Source organism: Actinomadura fulvescens (assembly GCF_039533225.1).
GTDB lineage: Bacteria > Actinomycetota > Actinomycetes > Streptosporangiales > Streptosporangiaceae > Spirillospora > Spirillospora fulvescens.
The window spans coordinates 452,020-470,568 of sequence record NZ_BAAATD010000005.1 but is presented as its reverse complement, the minus strand read 5'-3'; the positions used below and the strand labels follow the sequence as shown (position 1 = coordinate 470,568).

Annotated in this window: 13 protein-coding genes; 9 read left to right on the top strand and 4 right to left on the bottom strand. The window is 68.9% G+C overall.

All coding sequences use genetic code 11. From position 1 onward, the window contains the following. Positions 1-77: 77 nt before the first annotated feature. Both ABD333_RS21205 and ABD333_RS21200 read right to left on the bottom strand, forming a co-directional pair. Positions 78-731, bottom strand: coding sequence for a DUF6542 domain-containing protein (locus ABD333_RS21205; protein WP_344543412.1), 654 nt, complete (start codon positions 729-731; stop codon positions 78-80). Continuing rightward, complete coding sequence (locus ABD333_RS21200) at positions 728-2,164, bottom strand: DNA recombination protein RmuC (RefSeq protein WP_344543411.1); 1,437 nt, start codon at positions 2,162-2,164, stop codon at positions 728-730. The genes ABD333_RS21205 and ABD333_RS21200 overlap by 4 nt, the downstream gene beginning before the upstream one ends. A 121-nt stretch (positions 2,165-2,285) precedes the next feature. Between ABD333_RS21200 and ABD333_RS21195 the strand changes: the two genes are divergently transcribed. The 9 genes from ABD333_RS21195 to ABD333_RS21155 all read left to right on the top strand — a co-directional run bounded on the left by ABD333_RS21195 (position 2,286) and on the right by ABD333_RS21155 (position 17,364). Beyond that, on the top strand, positions 2,286-3,287 hold the full coding sequence (locus tag ABD333_RS21195) for an alpha/beta hydrolase (protein ID WP_344543410.1): 1,002 nt from the start codon (positions 2,286-2,288) through the stop codon (positions 3,285-3,287). Positions 3,288-3,298: 11 nt separating this feature from the next. Further along, positions 3,299-4,384, top strand: coding sequence for a redox-regulated ATPase YchF (gene ychF / locus ABD333_RS21190; RefSeq protein ID WP_344543409.1), 1,086 nt, complete (start codon positions 3,299-3,301; stop codon positions 4,382-4,384). A 1,143-nt stretch (positions 4,385-5,527) separates the two neighbouring features. Further along, positions 5,528-6,517 carry a conjugal transfer protein gene (locus tag ABD333_RS21185; protein WP_344543408.1) on the top strand — a complete coding sequence of 330 codons (990 nt, stop codon included), beginning with the start codon at positions 5,528-5,530 and terminating at the stop codon, positions 6,515-6,517. A gap of 74 nt (positions 6,518-6,591) precedes the next feature. Beyond that, the gene (locus tag ABD333_RS21180; protein WP_410555965.1) at positions 6,592-6,876 is read left to right on the top strand and encodes an LptF/LptG family permease; all 285 of its coding nucleotides are present in this window, start codon (positions 6,592-6,594) and stop codon (positions 6,874-6,876) included. An 89-nt stretch (positions 6,877-6,965) separates the two neighbouring features. Further along, positions 6,966-10,619 (top strand): TcpE family conjugal transfer membrane protein, encoded by a 3,654-nt coding sequence (locus ABD333_RS21175; protein WP_344543406.1) that lies wholly within the window; start codon positions 6,966-6,968, stop codon positions 10,617-10,619. A gap of 61 nt (positions 10,620-10,680) precedes the next feature. After that, entirely contained in the window at positions 10,681-13,185 is a 2,505-nt protein-coding gene (locus tag ABD333_RS21170; protein ID WP_344543404.1) for an ATP-binding protein, read from the top strand. A gap of 164 nt (positions 13,186-13,349) precedes the next feature. After that, positions 13,350-15,647, top strand: coding sequence for a type IV secretion system protein (locus ABD333_RS21165; protein WP_344543403.1), 2,298 nt, complete (start codon positions 13,350-13,352; stop codon positions 15,645-15,647). Further along, on the top strand, positions 15,647-16,294 hold the full coding sequence (locus ABD333_RS21160; protein ID WP_344543401.1) for a hypothetical protein: 648 nt from the start codon (positions 15,647-15,649) through the stop codon (positions 16,292-16,294). The genes ABD333_RS21165 and ABD333_RS21160 overlap by 1 nt, the downstream gene beginning before the upstream one ends. A gap of 11 nt (positions 16,295-16,305) precedes the next feature. Continuing rightward, positions 16,306-17,364: a C40 family peptidase gene (locus ABD333_RS21155; RefSeq protein WP_344543399.1), complete on the top strand. Its 1,059-nt coding sequence runs from the start codon at positions 16,306-16,308 to the stop codon at positions 17,362-17,364. 143 nt (positions 17,365-17,507) lie between these two features. Here the strand turns inward: ABD333_RS21155 and ABD333_RS21150 are convergent, their stop codons facing one another. Beyond that, entirely contained in the window at positions 17,508-18,098 is a 591-nt protein-coding gene (locus ABD333_RS21150; RefSeq protein WP_344543398.1) for an SseB family protein, read from the bottom strand. Between the two features lie 177 nt (positions 18,099-18,275). Further along, positions 18,276-18,494, bottom strand: a complete 219-nt coding sequence (locus ABD333_RS21145) for a YrhB domain-containing protein (protein WP_344543396.1) — start codon at positions 18,492-18,494, stop codon at positions 18,276-18,278. Between the last annotated feature and the right edge of the window lie 55 nt (positions 18,495-18,549).

The window sequence follows — 18,549 nt, the reverse complement described above, 5'->3', positions numbered from 1 at the left end:
GAACGAGGCGCGGCCGCGCCGATCCTAGGCATGCCCGAGTGGCGATGTGCGCTGGCCGGGGTCGTGCTTGGCGGAGGCTAGTCGACGTCGCCGTGGGGCAGTTGTTCCTCTTTGCGGGCGTGGCGCGGGCGACCGGGGCCAGGGCCGGGGCCTGGGACGGGACCGGGGCCGGTCGCGGGCGTCTCGTCCCAGCGGACCGGATTCTCGTTCTCCTCCTCCTCGAAGAGGCGGCTGCCGGCGAGCTTGGTGCGCAGCTCCCGGAACGCGGTGACGAGGCCGCGCGGGACCGAAATGGCGATCACCAGGATCGTGCCCAGGAACAACCAGGGAGCGGTGCTCGCCATGGTGGTCACCAGGCCGACGGTCACGCCGCGTACCAGCGAACCCTCGCCGACCGTGGTCAGCACCTCGGCCAGGAACGTGACGGCGAAGAAGACCAGCGGCGGGCTGACGGCGAGCGTGAGCAGATCGGCCGGGCGGGTCATGAACGCGGCGAGCGCGCAGCCGACCGCGAACGCGAGGCCGGCCAGGATCGCCAGGTCGAACCAGCGGGCGAACAACGCGCCGAACAGCCCGGTGCCGAACACGACCACGATGCCGCCGCGCCCCGTCAGGGCGATCGCACCGCCGCCGGAGGACGCGGCACGCGAGGCGGCGCGGCCCTCACGTCGCACACGTCCCCCCGGAGCCGGCGAGGCGTCACCCGACGCGTCGCGTACCGATGTACTCATTGCCACCTCTCCCTGCGGTCGACCTGCTCGGGGATGGCCCGTCCGCCGAAACCTACCGGTTTCGTAGCCGAGGCGGGTCGGTCTCGCTCGTCCTCACGCGGCTCCCCGGTGGCGTGTTCGCCGGTGCCGGATGACTCGGGGACGCGGCCGGACCTGCCCGCCAGCTCGTCCAGATGCTCTCGTTCCTTGGTGGTGAGCTCGTCCAGCCGGGCCTGTTCTTCGGCGGTGACGTCTTCGGAGAATTCGGCGGCGGAGGGGGAACGGGGGCTTTCCTCGATCGGGCTCGGGCCGTCGAGCGCGGTCTCCACGACGCCGAGTTCGTTCAGCTTGCGCGCGCTGACGAGCACCCGCGTCTCCAGGGAGCCCACCGTGCGGTTGTACGACTTGACCGCGTTCGTCAGTGAACGCCCGAGCTCGTCCACGTGCTGACCCATCGTGCCGAGCCGTTCGTACAGCTCCTTGCCGAGCTCGAACACCGCGCGCGCGTTGCGCGAGAGCGCCTCCTGCTGCCAGGCGTACGAGGCGGTGCGCAGCATCGTGATCAGCGTCGTGGGCGTGGCGATGTGCACGCGCCGGCTCATCGCGTACTCAAGCAGGCTGGGGTCACGTTCGAGCGCGGGAGCCAGGAACGCCTCGCCCGGGATGAAGAGCACCACGAACTCGGGCGCGGGCGTGAAGGCCTGCCAGTACGACTTGGCCGCGAGCCGTTCGACGTGGTCGCGCAGATGCCGCGCGTGGGCTTCCAGGCGTACCGGCTCACCGGTCTCGGCGGCCTGGAGGTAGGCGGCGAGCGAGACCTTCGAGTCGACGACGATGTTCTTGCCTCCGACCAGCCGGACGACCATGTCGGGGCGGACCGTTCCGTTCTCCCCGGTGGCACTCGCCTGCTCGTCGAAGTCGCAGTGGTGGGTCATGCCCGCCAGCTCGACCACTCGGCGCAGCTGCAGCTCACCCCAGCGGCCGCGCGCCTCGGGGCGTTGCAGCGCCCGGACGAGGGTCTGGGTCTCGGCGCGTAGCTGCTCGGAGCTCTGCCGGACGAAGTCCACCTGCCGGGCGAGCATCGCATGGGACTCGCGGCGGCCGGTCTCGACCTCGCGGAGCTGTTCCTCGACCTTGGCCAGGGTCTCGCGGAGCGGGGCGACGAGGTGCTCGACGGCGAGCTTGCGGCGTTCGAGCTCACCCGCCGCCTCGACACCGGCGGCCTTGAGGCGGGCGTCGGCGAGTTCGAGGAAACGCCGGTTGCTGGCGTCCAGGGCCTTGGACGACAGGTTCTCGAAGTGCTCGGCCATGCGTTCCTCGGCGTACGCGAGCTTCTCCTCGGCCGCCCTCGCCCGCGCGATCAGCGCGCCCTGCCGTCCGGTGGCGAGCGCGAAGCCGACCACCACGCCGAAGACCGCCCCGATGGCGAGGCCGGCGAGGAGCGCGAGATCCATCCGTTCATCGTGACAGCGGACTCGGGGAGTGCCCGCGCGACGCGCCGAGACGGCATCCGCACCGGGCAATTAGACTCATCGTTCACTAAGGCCGCGAAACGGACACCAGGAGTGAGCGCGCATGACCCTGAGCACCCGTATCCGCCTCGCCCCGGCCACCGCGGCCGAGCGGCGCGTGGCCCAGGCGATCGCGCTCGAACCGGGCGGCCCGCCGAGCCTCCAGGCGCGCATCGGCAACCGGGTGATCAAGATCCTGCTGAAAACCGCCTGGCAGTACGGGCCGGACTCGGAGGCCGGGCTGATCCGCATCCAGCGCGCCACCGACCTCCTCGGACGGCTGCAGGCCGTACCGCGCGGTGTGGCCATCGACCAGCAGGACCTCGGAACCTGCACGGCCGAATGGGTCCGCGCCGGCGCTCCGGAGGACGACAAGGTCGTCCTCTATCTGCACGGCGGCGGTTACTTCTTCGGGAGCCCACGTCTCTACCGCCCGTTCAACTGGCGCCTGTCGGCGTCGACCAGGCGTCCCGTGCTGTCGCTCGACTACCGGCTGGCCCCGCGCAACACCCCTGCCGACGCCCTAGCGGACGCGGTCACCGCCTACGACTTCCTCCTGCGGCGGTACGAGCCGCACAACATCGCCGTAGGAGGCGACTCGGCAGGCGGCCATCTCACCCTCGCCCTCCTCCTGGCACTCAAGGAACGCGGCACCGCCCTCCCCGGCGCCGCGTTCTGCCTCTCGCCCTGGGTGGACCTCCTCTGCCAGTCGGAATCACACCAGCTCAACCGCCACAGCGACGCCCTCATCCCGGCCGGGAAGCTTTCCTGGCTGGGCCGGGAGTTCTGCCGGGACAAGGAGGAGAACGACCCGCTCTTCTCGCCCCTGCACGGCGACCTGAGCGGCCTGCCGCCGATGCTCCTCATCGCCAGCGGCTCGGAGATCTTGCGCGACGAGACCAGGGACGTGGCCGAACGGGCCAGGGCCGCCGGTGTGGAGGCCGTCTACCAGGAGTGGGACGGGCTCGTCCATGTCTTCCCGGTGTTCGCGGACTACATGCCCGAGGGAAAGGCCGCGTTCCGCCACATCGCCGAGTTCGTCAAGGGAGGTCCGGCGGGCCCATAAACTTGACCGCCGTGAGCCTCTCCATCGGAATCGTCGGGCTGCCCAACGTCGGCAAGTCCACCCTGTTCAACGCGCTGACCAAGAACGACGCGCTGGCCGCGAACTACCCGTTCGCGACCATCGAGCCCAACGTCGGCGTGGTCGGGGTGCCCGATCCCCGCCTGGAGGGACTGGCCGAGGTCTTCGGCTCCCAGAAGATCATCCCGGCCACCATCGAGTTCGTCGACATCGCCGGCATCGTCAAGGGCGCCTCCGAAGGCCAGGGGCTCGGCAACAAGTTCCTGGCCAACATCCGGGAGACCAACGCGATCTGCCAGGTCATCCGGGCGTTCGACGACCCCGACGTGACCCACGTCGACGGCGACGTCGCCCCGTCCCGCGACATCGAGACGATCAACACCGAGCTGATCCTCGCCGACCTCCAGACGATCGAGAGGGCCCTGCCCCGCCTCGAAAAGGAGGCCCGCACCAAAAAGGACAAAGAACAGCTCGCCGTAGTCGACGCCGTCCAGACCGCACAGCAGATCCTGAACGAGGGCACCACCCTCTTCGCCGCCGGAGACAAGGTCGACCTGAACCTCCTCCGTGAGCTGCACCTGCTCACCGCCAAGCCGTTCCTCTACGTCTTCAACCTGGACGAAGAGGAGCTGAGCGACGAGTCCCTGCGCGCCAAGCTCCGCGAACTCGTCGCCCCCGCCGAAGCCATCTTCCTGGACGCCAAGATCGAGTCCGAACTCATCGAACTCCCCGACGACGAGGCCCTAGAGCTCCTCCAGAGCCTCGGCCAAGAGGAGTCCGGCCTCTCCCAGCTCGTCCGCATCGGCTTCAACACCCTCGGCCTGCAGACCTACCTCACCGCGGGCCCCAAGGAATCGCGCGCCTGGACCATCCGCAAGGGCACCACCGCCCCCGAGGCCGCCGGCGTCATCCACACCGACTTCCAGCGCGGCTTCATCAAGGCCGAGATCGTCTCCTACGACGACCTCATGGCCGCCAAGTCCATGGCCGCCGCCCGCACCGCCGGCAAGGTCCGCATGGAAGGCAAGGACTACGTCATGCAAGACGGCGACGTGGTCGAGTTCCGCTTCAACGTCTAACCCCGAACACGCAAGCCTCCCTCACAGCCACGCGCCTGCACCAGCCCTCGCAATCCGCACGCAAAACTGACCCGCCCGTACGCGCATCCACCGGGCCCGCGATCCGTACGCGAAGCTCACCCGCCCGTACGTGCGTCCACCACTGATGCCGGGCTCCCGGTCCGTAGGCGCAGCTAACTTGCCGTGTGTGGTCGGGCGCTCCTGCCCGGCCCTGCGATCCGTACGCGGAGCTCACTCGCCCGTCCGTCGTCCACCGCCGGTGCTGGGCCCTGCGGTCCGCGAAGCTCATCTGTCCGTGTGTGTCCACCACTGGTGCCGGGTCGCGCGATCCGTACGCGAGGCTGACCATCCGTGCGTCCAGCCGCTGGTGCCGGGTCGGCCGTCTGTGTGCGGAGCTCAGTTATCCGTACGTGCGTCCAGCGCTTGTGGCAGGGGCTGCGTGGGCCTCCGTCCGGACGACCCTCGCGCGAACGGCGGGCCCCGCGCGCGTAGCGCAAATCTGCGTACGGATAGCGCCAGGCTCCACGCGGGTAGCCGCGTGTACAGTCCAGCGGTCGTGCGGAGAACGTGGTTGGGGCTTCTGTGCTGGTGAGGGTTCTGTGGCCCGCCGATCGGGCGTGAGAGTGAGCTGTCCGCGTGGGGGTGGGTGTATGGCGGGCGCGGTTGGATTGCTTCATGCGTGGCGGGCTTGTTCGGGCGTTGGTGAGACGGTGTTCGGTCCAGTGGCTTCCGTGCGCGGGGTGTTGGGTGGTGTACGCGGCGTGTCGGGAGCTTTGTCCCGAAAGGGGCACAGTGACTGATTCGCCGGGAAGGGAATGTCGTCCGAGATGGACATCTGGTCGACAAGCAACTGCCGTGGCGGAGTACCAGTGTGGATAGGAGTGCGACACGTCTTTCGCCGGGTAGACAGGGGATCGTCACCGTTTGGCAATCTTCCCGGTTCCGGCTGAGGTGGATTGCATTATCCACAACCGCGTGCCGGGGCTGTGCTTCCTCGCGATGCGCTGGAACAATTGACGCCCGTGGTTACTCTGGGCCTGTGGTGGGGTCCGGAATGACCCGCACCGGCACAGGATCAGGACATGACGACGCGCCGACCGGGGGCGAGGCGCGAGCGGAGGCATGATGGCTCGCAGGTCGGCCGTGCGACATGGTCGTGAGGCTGCTGTTGTCGAGGAGGCCCCGGCGGCCGGCCTCGCCCTCGATCCGTCCGCCGATCCTTGGGACGTTCCACAGCAGCGGCGCGATCGCGGCCGGGGCGGCGGTGGCCGCTGGGGCGGCTCGGGCGGGCGCTGGTGGATGTGGGTCGGGCGCGCGATCCTGTGGGCGGTCATCCTCGTCGTCCTCATCAACGGCATCAGGGCTCCGTTCGAACGGTTCACCGCGAGTGAGAGCGACTCCACCGGAACGTCGAAGCCCAGCAAGGCCGCGCAGTTCCCGAGCAGTTCCGCGAGCGCGTTCGCAATGCAGTTCGCGAACGTCTATCTCAACTACGACCAGAAGACGGCGGCCGCCCGCGAGGCACAGATACGTGCGTTCATCCCCGAGGGCGCGGACGGTCAATTCGGGTGGAACGGCGTCGGAGCGCTACAGGTTCAGTCGGTGCAGGTGGCCGGAGTGGACGCACGGGACGCCAACAATGCGACCGTGACCGTCCTCGCCCGCAGCCAGGACAAGTGGTTCCGGCTAGCCGTGCCGGTCTACGCCAAGGACGGCGCGCTGGTGATCTCCGGGCGTCCCGCGCTGCTGCCGCCGCCCGCCCGCGCGGCCCTCCCGCAGGCGGGTGTACGCGACCGTGACCAGGCACTGGAGACCGAGCTGCAGTCGGTGCTGAGCCCGTTCTTCCAGGCCTATGCGCACGGTGACCCTGCGGCGCTGGCACGCTATGCCGATGGCAAGACACTTTCGGGCCTTGCTGGCTCGGTCACGTTCTTCCAGGTCAAAGAAGTGATCGCTCCCAGAGGCCCGGCGGGGGAGCGTACTGTCACGGCGACGGTGGCGTGGCAGATCCCCGGCAGCGGGGGCGGCAACGGTGGCGAGCTTGAGCAGGCCTACCAGCTCGAGATGGTGAAGAAGGGCGCGAACTGGTTCGTGAGAGACATCCGCGGCACGCCCGGGCAGGGCGCATCATGAGAAGCCGCGACGTGAGACAACCCCGGGGTCTGAACTTCCCCTCATATCCCGCCGACCTAGGAAGGTAGTGGTCGATGCTGCACCACATCATGGCGTCGATTCCGTACGAGGTCTTGGCGGAGCCGAACGACGAACTCAAAACCGATGACCTCGCTGAGTTTCTGCGGCAGTTCTTCGGCCCGTTGTTCTTGGTGATCGTGTCAATTGTGGCGATCTTTTTTCTGTTCACTCGTGAGATAACCCGCTTTGTGCAGTTCATTGTCCTGGCGATCGGAGTCGGGGTGGTCTTCTACGTACCGAACATCATCGAGACCATGGCCAAGGCGATCGCCAAAGCCCTGGGAGTGGACGTGACCTGACCCCCGGATGGCGGACACCGAGGTCGGGTCGGCCCCGTACGGGGCCGCGGCAGGCGACACTGTGCTTGCACAGTTAGGGGAGTAGGGGCGTGGATCTACCCACGTACACGAACATATGGCGCATTGAGAAGAGGCTCTACAAGCTGTACGACCTGCGGCTTCCGATGCCTCTGCCGCTGGTCCAGATCGGTGTGTTCGCCGGTGTGTTCGTGCCGTGGATCATGCTGCTCCTGTTCGTCGGGATCCCGTTCGAGACCCCCTGGCACGTGCTCTACATCGTGCCGCCCGGCATCCTGACCTGGCTGGCGACACGTCCGGTCATCGAAGGCAAACGCCTGACCGAGTTGCTGATCTCGCAGGCGCGCTACGTGGCCGAGCCGCGCACCTGGTGCCGCCTCACGCCCATCCGCGAGCCGCGCGAGGTCGTCATCGTCGCCCGAGTCTGGCGCCGCCCCGAGGCCCCCGCCCCCGTGGCCGCCCCCGAACGCGCCGCCATCAAGTCCCGTCGCAAGGCCCGCAAGGCGAAGAAGGCCCAGCCGGTCGTTCAAGAGGCCACCGTCCCCACCGCGGCCACCCTCTTGCCGGGGCCCGCATTCGTGGACGCTCCGCAGTCCCTAGCCGATTACGCGGCGAGCGTGCCGATGTCCGCCACGCAGGCCGAGCCCGAGCGCGCCCCCGCGCCGGAGCCCGCTCCTGGAACGCTCGGCACGGAGACGGACGTGCTGGTGGCGGGAACGATCGCCGGCCACGCCCCAGCACGCGCGCCCAAACCGTGGCGACGTACGACCCGTGAGATCGCGCACGAGGACGACATCCAGGTCGTGGCGCAGGGGACCGCGGACATCGAACACCCTCCCGCGACCCCTCAGCTCGAAGTCCCACCTGCCCGCGTTCCATCCGAGGAGCCGGTCGGCTCGGGCAAGCGCGCACTGGCCTCGGGTGTCCGGCGGCCCGGCGCCGCAGCGGAGTTCTGGACGGCCATCAACCAGCCGACGGAGGCATCGGCCACCCGCCCGGACATCCCCCAGACACCCCCCGCCACCAGACCCGACATCCCCACGGTCCCCGGCGCCTTCGGGGCAGCCGAGAACGACACAGAATGGCGCTCGGCCAAGGAAAAGCTCGACGAGCCGGAACACGCGGCCGCCGAACATCCACCCTCCGCGCCAGCCGACCGCTCCGCCACCGATGCGCCCACCAGCCAGACACGCAAGGGGCAGGCGACCGGCGGATGGCCCGGCGCCGTCCCCTGGCAACCGCACCGTGATCAGAAGCCAGAGCAGAACGAGCGCGCACAAGAGCCGCCCCCAGCCCGGCAGCCGCAGCGAGTACCAGGACGGGATGAGGCAGCGCGTGTCGAGCGCGAGGAGCGTTCGGACCAGGCACCCCGGCGTGCGCACCAGCAGAATGCGCCGGAAACCCAAGCTGACCAAGGGCCGCATGCAGGCGCAGAGACGCAGTCCGGGGCGGAGCCGCAGCGTGCGCTAGGAGCGCAGGCAGGCCAGGCACCAAAGTCCGATGTGGCAGCGCCGTCCGGGCGTGAGGAGCGTTCGGGCGCACTATCTCGGCGGACGCAAGAAGCGGTGTCGGCGGCCCAAGCCGAGCAAGGATCGCAGGCGGGTGCAGGCGCACGGGCTGAGACAGAGTCGAAGGCTGGCCAGCAGCAGGAGCAGGGAGCGCCAGAGCCGCAGCGGGGACGCGAGGAGCGTGCGGGCCAGGCGCCTTGGCGCGCCCGCCAGCAGGGTGTGACTGGGGCGCAAGCCGACCAAGAGCCGCAGGCAGGTGCCGACGCGCAGCGTGCGCCAGGGGCGCGGGCAGGCCAGGCGCCAGGTTCCGATGTGGTAGCCCAATCCGAGCGTGAGGCGCGTTCGGGCCAGGTCGAGCAAGGGTCCCAGGCGGGTGCAGGCGCACGGGCTGAGACAGAGTCGAAGGCTGGCCAGCAGCAGGAGCAGGGAGCGCCAGAGCCGCAGGCGGAGCGCGAGGAGCGTTCGGGTCAGGCATCTTGGCCACGGCAGCAGGGTGTGGCTGGGGCGCAGCCTGTTGAAGGGCCGCCGGCAGGTGCGGATGCGCAGGCCCAGATGGAGTCGCGGTCTGAGGCGGAGCCGCGCGTCGAGCGTTCGGGGCAGGCACCTTGGCGTGCGCACCGGCAGGGGGCTACGGGGGCGCAGTCCGAGGTGGAGTCGCAGGGTGGTCAGCGGTCGGGATCGGGCCGGGCGCCGCAGCAAGAGCAGCAAGAGCAGGGAGCGCCAGGGGCGCGAGCCGGTGGTTCGCCAGAGGCGGCCGACGCTGAGGCGGGCAGGGCGGAGTCGCAGGCAGGGCGTGAGGAGCGTTCGGGGCAGGGGCCTGGGCGGGCGCGTCAGGAGGAGGGTACGGGCCGGGGGCGGTCGGGGCAGCAGGAGTCGGGAGCTGGGCGGCAGCCGCAGGGCGGGCGCCAGTGGGGGCAGCAACCTCGGTGGGGGCAGGGAGTGCAGCCGCAGGCTGAACCAGGTGAACAGGGCGAGACGCCTGCCGCTGCGGCGGAGGGGCAGACGGGTGAGGGGGCTCGGCCGCCGAAGCCTTGGTCGAAGGGGTTGTCCAAGCCGCTGAGGGCGTCGGCGACCGACGCGTTGGTTTGGCCACCTGTGGCTTCGCCTCGGCGCGAGGAGGGTTCGCCGCAGCGGTTCCCGGCGCGGCCGCCTCAGGGGACTCCGGTCAAGCCGCCACCGCCGCAGCAGCTGCCTCCGGCCGAGCAGACTCCGCCTCCGCGCGAGGTGCGTTCCGGGCCTGCGTCGCCAGTGCGGCCGCGGCCGTTGCCGCCGCCTCCGGCGGCGCCGCCGTCCGAACCGGCGATCACACCGCCGGGGCCTGATCATGAGGTCAGCACGGGTGGTCTGCGGCGGCTCATCCAGGCGGTCGGCGGCGGTCATGGTGAGGCCGACGCGGAGTACGAGGCGCGGCTGCAGCAACCGTTCCACGGGACGCGGCACATTGTTGTGCTGGGGTGCACGGGCGGCGCGGGGCAGACGGTGACGGCGTTGATGCTCGGTCACACGTTCGCCCAGCACAACGGCGAACCGGTCGTGGCGATCGACGTCAATCCCGGGCCGGGCGCGCTCGCGCGCAGGACTCGCAGCGAGACGAACGAGACGCTCACCGGGCTCATCACGCGGGCCGACCAGGTCAACAGCCTGACCGCGATGCGGCGCTACACGTCGCAGGCCAAGTCCGGGCTGGATGTGATCGCGGCTGGGCGCAATCCGCTGCAGGCCCTGGACGACCGCGACTACGCGCTGGCGATCCGTACGATCGACCGTTTCTACTCGGTGACGCTGCTCGACGCGGCAGCGGCGGTGGTGGCGCGGGTGCTGCCGTACGCCGATCAGATCGTGCTCGTCGCGCCGGCGAGTTCGGACGCGCCGCGGGCGGTGTCGATGACGTTCGAGTGGCTGGACGGGCACGGGTACGACGAGCTCAGATCCCGGGCCGTGACCGTGATCAACGGGGTGAGCCGGCGCAGCATGGACGACGTCGAGCAGGCCGAGGCCGTCGCCCGTGGCCGTTGCCGCGCCTTGGTGCGCATCCCGTGGGACGATCACCTGAGCATGGACCGCGCGCCCCGCAACGAGCTGAAGTCGTTGCGGGCGCCGACGCGCCGTGCCTACCTCGCTCTCGCCGGTGTCGTCGCGGGTGGGTTCAACGTGATGCCCGAGCGGTACCAGGAGTTGCAGGAGCTTCAGGAACAGGAGCAGGAGGCCACTCGATGACCCCCGCGAGCCGCCGCGCGGCGGCCGGACCGAGCTGCGAGCCGCTGGGCGGAGCGAGGCGATGAGCAGAGCATCGAAGGCACGGTCCAGCCGGTTGGCCGTGCGGTACTTCGACGATCGGGTGTTGCTCACCGACCACGCGGCCTGGGCGTACTTCCGGTTGCCGACGGTGTCGTACGAGTTCACGACCGGTGAGGAACGCGAGGCGCTCGCGACCAACATCACCATCGCGCTGGCCGGCATCCGGATGCAGGACGCCGAGGTGCATCTCAGGATCGCGCACCGCACGTATCCGGCTGCCGACTGGGCGCTCGCGCTGGACAAGACCTCAGACGGCGGCTCGGGATGGCGCGACTACCTGGAGGAGACGTACGCGCACGTCTGGGCGAAGGACTTCTGGACCAAGGAGGTCTACCTCGGCGTTCGGCTCGGGCCGCGCGGCATGGGCGCCCAGCTGTCGGGCGGCGTGCTGCCGCAGCTGCTCGGCTTCTACAAGCGCAGCGAGCAGGCGCTGGGCATCGAGGACGACGCGATCGACAAGAAGGAGATCGCGCGCTGGACCGAGCAGGCTGAACGCGTCGGCCGGGCGCTGGGCGGATCGGCGCTGTACGCGCGGCACGCGGCGTCGACCGAGGTGGCCTGGCTGTTCCAGCACGCGGTGACGGCCTCGCTCGCCGATCCGCCGCCGTCGGCCGTGGCCCGCCGTACGTGGGGCAAGGGCGAGATCGAGGCGCTTGTGGAGGGCGCGATCCACAACGGCCGTTCGTACCTGAAGGTCGAGCAGCCCAACACCAGCAACAACGGCGGAGGGCCGATCGCCCAGTCGTACGTGGCGTACCTGTCGTTCGCGCGCTTCCCGGATCTGATGCCGTTCCCGGACGGCGAACCGTGGTTGCACTACGCCGACGCGCTGCCGTTCCCGGTCGAGATCAGCGCGCGCATGAAGCTCATCCCCCCGGCCAAGGCGTCGAAGGACGTGTCACGCAAGCTGGCGCACGCGCGCGACATGGACCAGCACATCCGGGAGGCCGGCGCCGAAGCGCCGATCGCGCTGGCCGAGCAGATCGACGCGGCGCGGATGCTGGAGCACGGAATCACCAAGGAACGGCTGCCGTTCGTGTACGGCTGGCATCGGATGATCGTGTCGGCGCCTACGGCGGAGCTGCTCGCGCAACGGGTGGACGCCGTCGTGGAGCACTACCGCGACATCGGCATCGACGTGGTCAACTCGACCGGCGACCAGTTCTCGCTGTTCCTGGAGTCGTTGCCGGGCGATCGCATCCGGCTGAACGCCTACGCCCAGCGCCAGCCGTTGCGGACGATCGCGGGCGGCATGCCCACCGCCACGGTGGACCTCGGTGACCGGCCGGACGAGAACTCCGAGGGCTGGGTCGGCCCGTACATCGGCGAGACCCTGGGCCGGGCCCGCGCCATCGTGCACTTCGACCCGCTCGTCGCGGCCGCCCGCAACCGTCCGACGGCCGTCGCGATCACCGGCGAGCCGGGCGGCGGTAAGACGACCCTGGCGCTGTTGCTGCTCTACCAGATGGCGTTGCGCGGGGTCACCATCGCGGCGATCGACCCCAAGGGCGACGCCGAGTCGCTCGTGGAGCTGCTCAAGGCGCGCGGGCGGAAGGCCCGGATCCTGCCATTGGGCTCTGCCGCGCCCGGGTTGCTGGATCCGTTCTCGTTCGGAGACGACCTGGCCGCCAAGAAGACGATGGCCACGGAGACGCTGCGGCTGCTGCTGCCGAGGATGTCGGAGGAACGCGAATCCGCGATGATCCAGGCGGTCGGCGCCGTGGCCAACGCCGAACGGCCCTCGCTCGGGAAGGTCGTCGACTACCTCGAAGGCTCCGACGACCCGGCGTCCAAGAACCTCGGCGCCGTCCTGCGGTCGATGTCGGAGATGCGGCTCGCGCGGCTGTGCTTCGACCCGTCCGGCGGCGACCGCATCGACACGGCGGGATGGACGACCGTCTTCACGCTCGGCGGCCTGACCCTGCCGGACGTGACGATCGGCCGCGAGGACTACTCCTACGAACAGCGCCTCTCGGTGGCGCTCATGTACCTGGTGTCGCAGTTCGCGCGGCGCCTGATGCACGGCCTCGACCGGCGCCTGCCGAAGGCGATCTTCCTGGACGAGGCGTGGGCCATCACATCGACACCGGAAGGGGCCAAGCTCGTGCCGGAAGTGTCGCGAATGGGGCGTTCTCGCAACACTGCGTTGATCCTTGTGTCACAGAATGCCGGAGACCTCTTGAATGAGCAGGTGACCAACTGCCTGTCATCGGTGTTCTCCTTCCGTTCGTCCGAACGTGTCGAGGTCGGGAACGTGATGTCCCTGCTGGGAGTGGAGTCGTCCGACGAGCACAAGGCCGTGCTGCGCAACCTGGGCAACGGCGAGTGCATCTTCCGTGATCTCGACGGCCGGGCGGGGCGCATCGGCGTCGACCTGATCTCCGACGAGCTGCAGCGCTGGCTCGACACCAACCCGACCCGGTCCCGTCCGGGCTCGTCCGAATTGACGGCCGCGGGGGCCGAGGCCGAGGAGGTCAGTCGATGAGGCGTCCCCGGCATCGGGAGCCACGCATCCAGCGCTCGCCCGAGGAGGGCCTTGATAGGGCCGCCCTCTTCGATCGCTCTGGCCGCCGCCGGCGGCCCCGGGCACGAGCCGCCGGACACCCGCGACGAAGGCGACACCGCCGCTCGGCGGTCCTGCTCGTCCTCATGGCCTTCTTCATGCTCAGCCCGTTCTCTCCTGCGGTCGCGGACATTCCGCTGCCGCCGGGGTCGAATCCGAACGACGTCTGTGCGCCCGCTCCGAACCCGGCGCCCGAGCAGTACGGGTCGGGTACGGACGGGCTGATCAAGCCGCCGGACTATCCGAGCCAGAAGCTGAAGACCACTCCGGTCAAGGACCTCACGTACTACGACCGGTACGGGACGGCCGGCCAGAGCTGGTACGCGGTCGACATGGGCTGCTCGGACGCCATGGCGATGATGGGCAACGCCCTCGCCAACACCACGTTCACCCTCGTACGGGCCATCGACCGTACGACCATCAGCGTCTACCAGGCGGCGGCGTCGGAGTCGCTGCTCGGCTGGCTGAAGAACACCGTCGACGGGGTCATCACCGGCATCGGGAAGACGTTCAACGCGCGCTACTGGTCGTGGGTGGTCATCCTCGGCGCGATGTGGCTCGCCTGGTGGGGGCTGGTCCGCAAACGGGCCAGCAAGGTCACCGAAGGCGTCATCTGGATGGTCGCCGCCATGGTGGCCCTGATCTGGCTGGTCGCTCGTCCGGCCGACTTCACCACGCTTGGCACCAAGGTCTCGGAGGCGACCAGCGCCGCGTTCAATGCGGCTCTGCCACAGAGCGATACCAAGGGCGGCACCTGCATCCCCGCACCGCAGGGTCAGCCCGATCCCCTGAAGTCGGCGGAGGTCGACGCCACGACCCGCAACGCCAACGGCCTCTGGGTGGCGCTGGTCTGCAAGCCGTGGCTGATGGGCGAGTTCGGGACGACCGATCCCAACGCCAAGGTGGTCAAGGACAACGCCGACAAACTGCTCTGGGCGCAGGCGGTCGACCTGCCCGAGACCCACGGAGGCCAGAAGGTCGATCTCGGCAAGAAGGCCGACGCGTACAAGGCCGTCGCCAAGGACATCAAGGAGAACCACGCCGGGGTCTATCCGGTCTTCCAGGGCAAGAACTGGACGAGCCGGTTGGCCGTGGCGTTCGGTGGGCTCTTCGCCGCCCTCGTCGCAGGCATGCTGATCATGGTGATCGCGATCGCACTCATCGTGGTGAAGATCGCGTTCCTGCTGTTGCTGGTCGCCGGGCCGATCTTCCTGGGCATCGGCATCCATCCGGGCATAGGCCGCGTGATCGCCATACGCTGGCTCGAACTCCTGCTGTCGATGCTGCTGAAACAGGCGGCCCTCATCGGCGTGCTGTCGTTGTTGCTCTGGGCGTACGGGTTGATCCTCGGCGAGACGTTGCCGTGGGGCCTGCAGATCCTGCTCATCGCACTCGTGACGTTCGCCGCGTTCATCTATCGCAAGCCGTTCCAGCATCTCTTCTCTGCTGTGGGCTACTCGGCGGTGGGGGCGCGCGATAAGGGCGAGGCACAACTCGACAAGTCGATACTTGAGGCACGCAAGAGCACCGCGGCGGTGGCGACAGCCGCCGTCCCCGGTGCCGCCGGCTACCGCCTCGCCCGCTGGGGCAAGCGCGACGCTGCGGCCGAGGCTGGAGCCGCCGCAGACGCCTCGGCGGCCGGGACGGGCGCCGTCGCCGATCGGCGAAACGCGATCGGGGTCGCCGGGGCCGGAGAGGGACCTTCGCCCGACGCCGCTCCCGTGCTGGCCGCCAAACCACGCAGCGGTGCGGCCTCCGCACAGGGACGCTCGCGGCGTGGCGCGCCGCCGCTCAACCTGCCGACCCGAGCGGGTGCGGTCCGCGACGCCCGCAGGGATGATTCCAGCGTCCCGACAGCCCGCGGCTCAGACGGCCCGTCCTCCGGCGGGAAGTCAGCCGGTTCCGGCATCGGAGTCGGCCGCCCGACCTCATGGACCGGACGACCGACGAGCGGAACAGGCTCAGGCGGTACCGGCGGGGCAGCCGCAGGTAGCTCTGGTGGCGCAGGCGCAGGCGCAGGCGCGGGTGCAGGCGCGGGCTCAGGCGGCGCGGCGGCAGCGGCAGGCGGAGGCTGGTTCAAGGGCAGCGGACGCTCGTCCGGTGGCGCTTCGGGTAGTCGACGTGAGCGCGGCCGGGCAGGTGGCGGCACTGGATCGTCCGGCCGCGGCGGCGGTGGCGGCGGTGCTCCAGCAAGAGATAAGGCGGACCCGGCGGCCGGAGTCCCGAAGCCTCGTGTCAGTGGCGGCTCCGGCGGATCCGCGCCCAGAGGCACGGGCGGTGGGCAGGAACCGCCGCCCCTGTGGGGCAAGCGCGGTACCGACGACGGCCCGCCGATACCGTTCTGGTTGCGTCCGGTCGAACGTGAGTCAGAACGGGAAGAGTGATGAACCTGACGGACCGCCAACGCAAGCTCCTCTTCGTAGGACTCGTGGTGGCACTCGCCGTCGTCGGCGTCTATTTGACGATCGCCGCGCCCGACCACGACTCCTCCGATGGCGCGAGTTCTCCTACGACGCCGACGACGGCGGCGTCCGCGGGCCCCACCGGGCCCGCCTCCCCGCCGCCGGGCATCTCCGGCGCGGTCGCGCCGAGCGGTTTCGACATCTACCGGCTCCTGCCGTTCTCGCAGCGCGAATTCACCACGGCGGCCGATCTGGCGCAGCGCTTCATCGCGGCCCAGGGCACGTACCGCTTCGACGAGGACCCCAAGGTGTTCGCCGCCCGGCTGGCCGGGCTGGTCACCGACCAGTTGCGCGGCGAGATCGAACGCGGCGCGACCTCCCCCGGCATCCTCGACGAACGCAGAGCGCAGCAGATCGTCGCCGAGGGCACCGCCACGCTCGACCGGGTCCGTGACATCGAGGACAACTCGATCATCTTCCTGGTCACCGGCAAGCAGCAGATCACCAAATCCGGCAAGCAGAGCACCGACAGCAAGCAGTACGCGGTCACCGTCGCCCGAGATGGCGGCTCACTCAAGGTCTACGCCTTCGAACCCGCCGACGCGGGGCAGGCGGGTGACACGGGATGAACCGCCGTAGGGTGCTGTTCGCCGTCGCCCTCGCTGCAGTTGGCATCTTGTTCGGTGCGTTGATGGTTCTTCCGGTCTTGTTCGGCGCAAGTCAGTTCCTGTACGGCGGCGGTGTGGGTAGCGGCGGATGCGTGGACGTCTCGCGGGCAGGTGTTCAGCCCGCCGCAGCGGGGGATGCTCGTGCGATCCCTTCCAACTACCTGGCTCTCTACAAGAAGGCGGGCGCGGACTACGGCATCCCCTGGAACGTCCTGGCGGGCATCGGCAAGGTCGAGACCAGCCATGGCACGTCCAAGCTCCCCGGAGTCAGCAGCGGCGAAAACTACGCTGGCGCGGGCGGTCCGATGCAGTTCCTCGACGCGACGTTCAAGGCCTTCGGAGTAGACGGCAACAAGGACAAGGAGAAGAACCGCTACGACCCCGAAGACGCCATCCCCTCAGCCGCTCGCTACCTGAAGCACAACGGTGCTCCAGAGCGCATGCGCACCGCGATCTTCATGTACAACCACTCCTGGGACTACGTGAACCTCGTCCTCGACTGGGCCAAGAAGTACGGTGGCGGCGACTTCAAGGTCGTGCAGTCCAACGGTGTCGAGTGCCAGGACAACAATCTTCCGGCCAACGTCCAAGGCATCGTTCAGCGCATCATCGCCTTCGCCATGGCACAACGCGGCAAGCGCTACGTTTTCGGCGCCAACGGCCCCGACGCCTGGGACTGCTCAAGCCTGCTCGAAGCCGCCTACCGCCAGGTCGGCATCACGATTCCCCCTGCGACCTGGGGCCAATGGCCGTTCGGCGTCCGTGTAGAGAAGGGCACCGAACAACCCGGCGACCTGGTCTTCTTCAACTCCGGCCCCGGCACCTCCTCCAACCGCCCCGGCCACGTCGGTATGGTCATCGGCCCCAACAAGATGATCGTCGCCAGTTGCTCGACCTGTGTCCCCAACATCGGCGTCAAGCCCTACAAACGCTCCGACTGGGTCGGCACAACCCGCCCCCTGGCCCGCCCCGACATCAAGAAGAAGCTGGCCGAGCTCCAAGCCCAAGCCGGCGGCCCCACCGGAGGCTGAACACTCCACGATCAACCGCCCCCAACCAGGGAGCCGTCCCGCAAACTTGCCGGAATCGCCACGACACGCTCCAACGCTCTAAGCGTTGTCGCCAGCCTAAGAACATCCAGGCTTGAGCTCCGCCTGCTCGCGATTATGCTCCGCTAGTCGCAACGCTGGTGGCGGGGCTCGGTCGATCGAACGACGCGCGGGATCTCCGTGGCATGAGGCGTCCACGGGTCGAGAAACAGCTCATATCTGTCGTTGAGCTGGTCGAGGACATCCTGTCCCGTTGTTGAGAACCACTCCGTGTCGCCCAAGGCCTGCGTGAAAGTCATCAGGGAACTGAACACCGCGATCGTCTCGGCATGTGCGAGGAAGGCCGGTTCATCGCCGGCCTGGCAGTAGACGACCGATCGGCGGAAGACATCGACCAGCTGCTCGGCATCGATCTGCTTGTCCAGGTACTGGCTGGCGGCGTTCACCAGAGCCGTGGCGCGTTCACGCGGCTCGTCGAGCTCCATGATGTGTCCGCCCGGCTCAAGGAGAAGCACCACGTCGTCCGGAAAGACGAGCGCCAACTGCTCCACCGGCAGGTGTTGCCACTCGGCACAGCCGGGCGGCAGCTCCGGCGGCAGGCTCTCCTCAGAGGTGAATGCCACGACGATCCGCCGATCGTCGGTCTGCAGGACCGGTACGGCACCGGTGGCAGCGGCCGGTACCCACACATGGGTGACCTCTTCAGGGGAAGACATGACAGGGCGGTCTCTATTCTCAGCCTCAGAGCATGCTTCGGGGTCCTAGTACTCAGGTCGCGGAGGGTTCATCGATGCCTCCGTGGTCGCGTATCGCCCTCGGCAGACATTCCATGTGACGCCGCGTAGGCGGACAACTGCTGATCGGGTGGAGGGAAGCCGCTCATCATCCATGTTTCACCATTCTCCTTGACGACGACGATCGGACCGAAGCCGGGGCCCGATGATGTCCGCCATGTCCCGTGTTTCTCCATAGCGGGCGGTATTCCACGGAAACACGAAGCACCAGCCAAGGTCTTCGACGAGTTCGTCCTCGAACAGTGCTACCGGTCGTGAGGGAGGAGAGTTCTCTGCCAGGTGTACTTCGGCCAGGCGACGAGCCTGATCGATGTCCATGGCTACCTGCCTAACACTGTCACCGTTAGAATTCTAGATGGCTGAATTTTGAGTA

Excerpts from the sequence above, each read along its gene's own strand:
- ABD333_RS21145 (WP_344543396.1), bottom strand. The coding sequence starts at position 18,494 with ATGGACATCGATCAGGCTCGTCGCCTGGCCGAAGTACACCTGGCAGAG.
- ABD333_RS21160 (WP_344543401.1), top strand. The coding sequence starts at position 15,647 with ATGAACCTGACGGACCGCCAACGCAAGCTCCTCTTCGTAGGACTCGTG.
- ABD333_RS21200 (WP_344543411.1), bottom strand. The coding sequence starts at position 2,164 with ATGGATCTCGCGCTCCTCGCCGGCCTCGCCATCGGGGCGGTCTTCGGC.
- ABD333_RS21150 (WP_344543398.1), bottom strand. The coding sequence starts at position 18,098 with ATGTCTTCCCCTGAAGAGGTCACCCATGTGTGGGTACCGGCCGCTGCC.
- ABD333_RS21165 (WP_344543403.1), top strand. The coding sequence starts at position 13,350 with ATGGCCTTCTTCATGCTCAGCCCGTTCTCTCCTGCGGTCGCGGACATT.
- ABD333_RS21170 (WP_344543404.1), top strand. The coding sequence starts at position 10,681 with ATGAGCAGAGCATCGAAGGCACGGTCCAGCCGGTTGGCCGTGCGGTAC.
- ABD333_RS21205 (WP_344543412.1), bottom strand. The coding sequence starts at position 731 with ATGAGTACATCGGTACGCGACGCGTCGGGTGACGCCTCGCCGGCTCCG.
- ABD333_RS21195 (WP_344543410.1), top strand. The coding sequence starts at position 2,286 with ATGACCCTGAGCACCCGTATCCGCCTCGCCCCGGCCACCGCGGCCGAG.
- ABD333_RS21180 (WP_410555965.1), top strand. The coding sequence starts at position 6,592 with ATGCTGCACCACATCATGGCGTCGATTCCGTACGAGGTCTTGGCGGAG.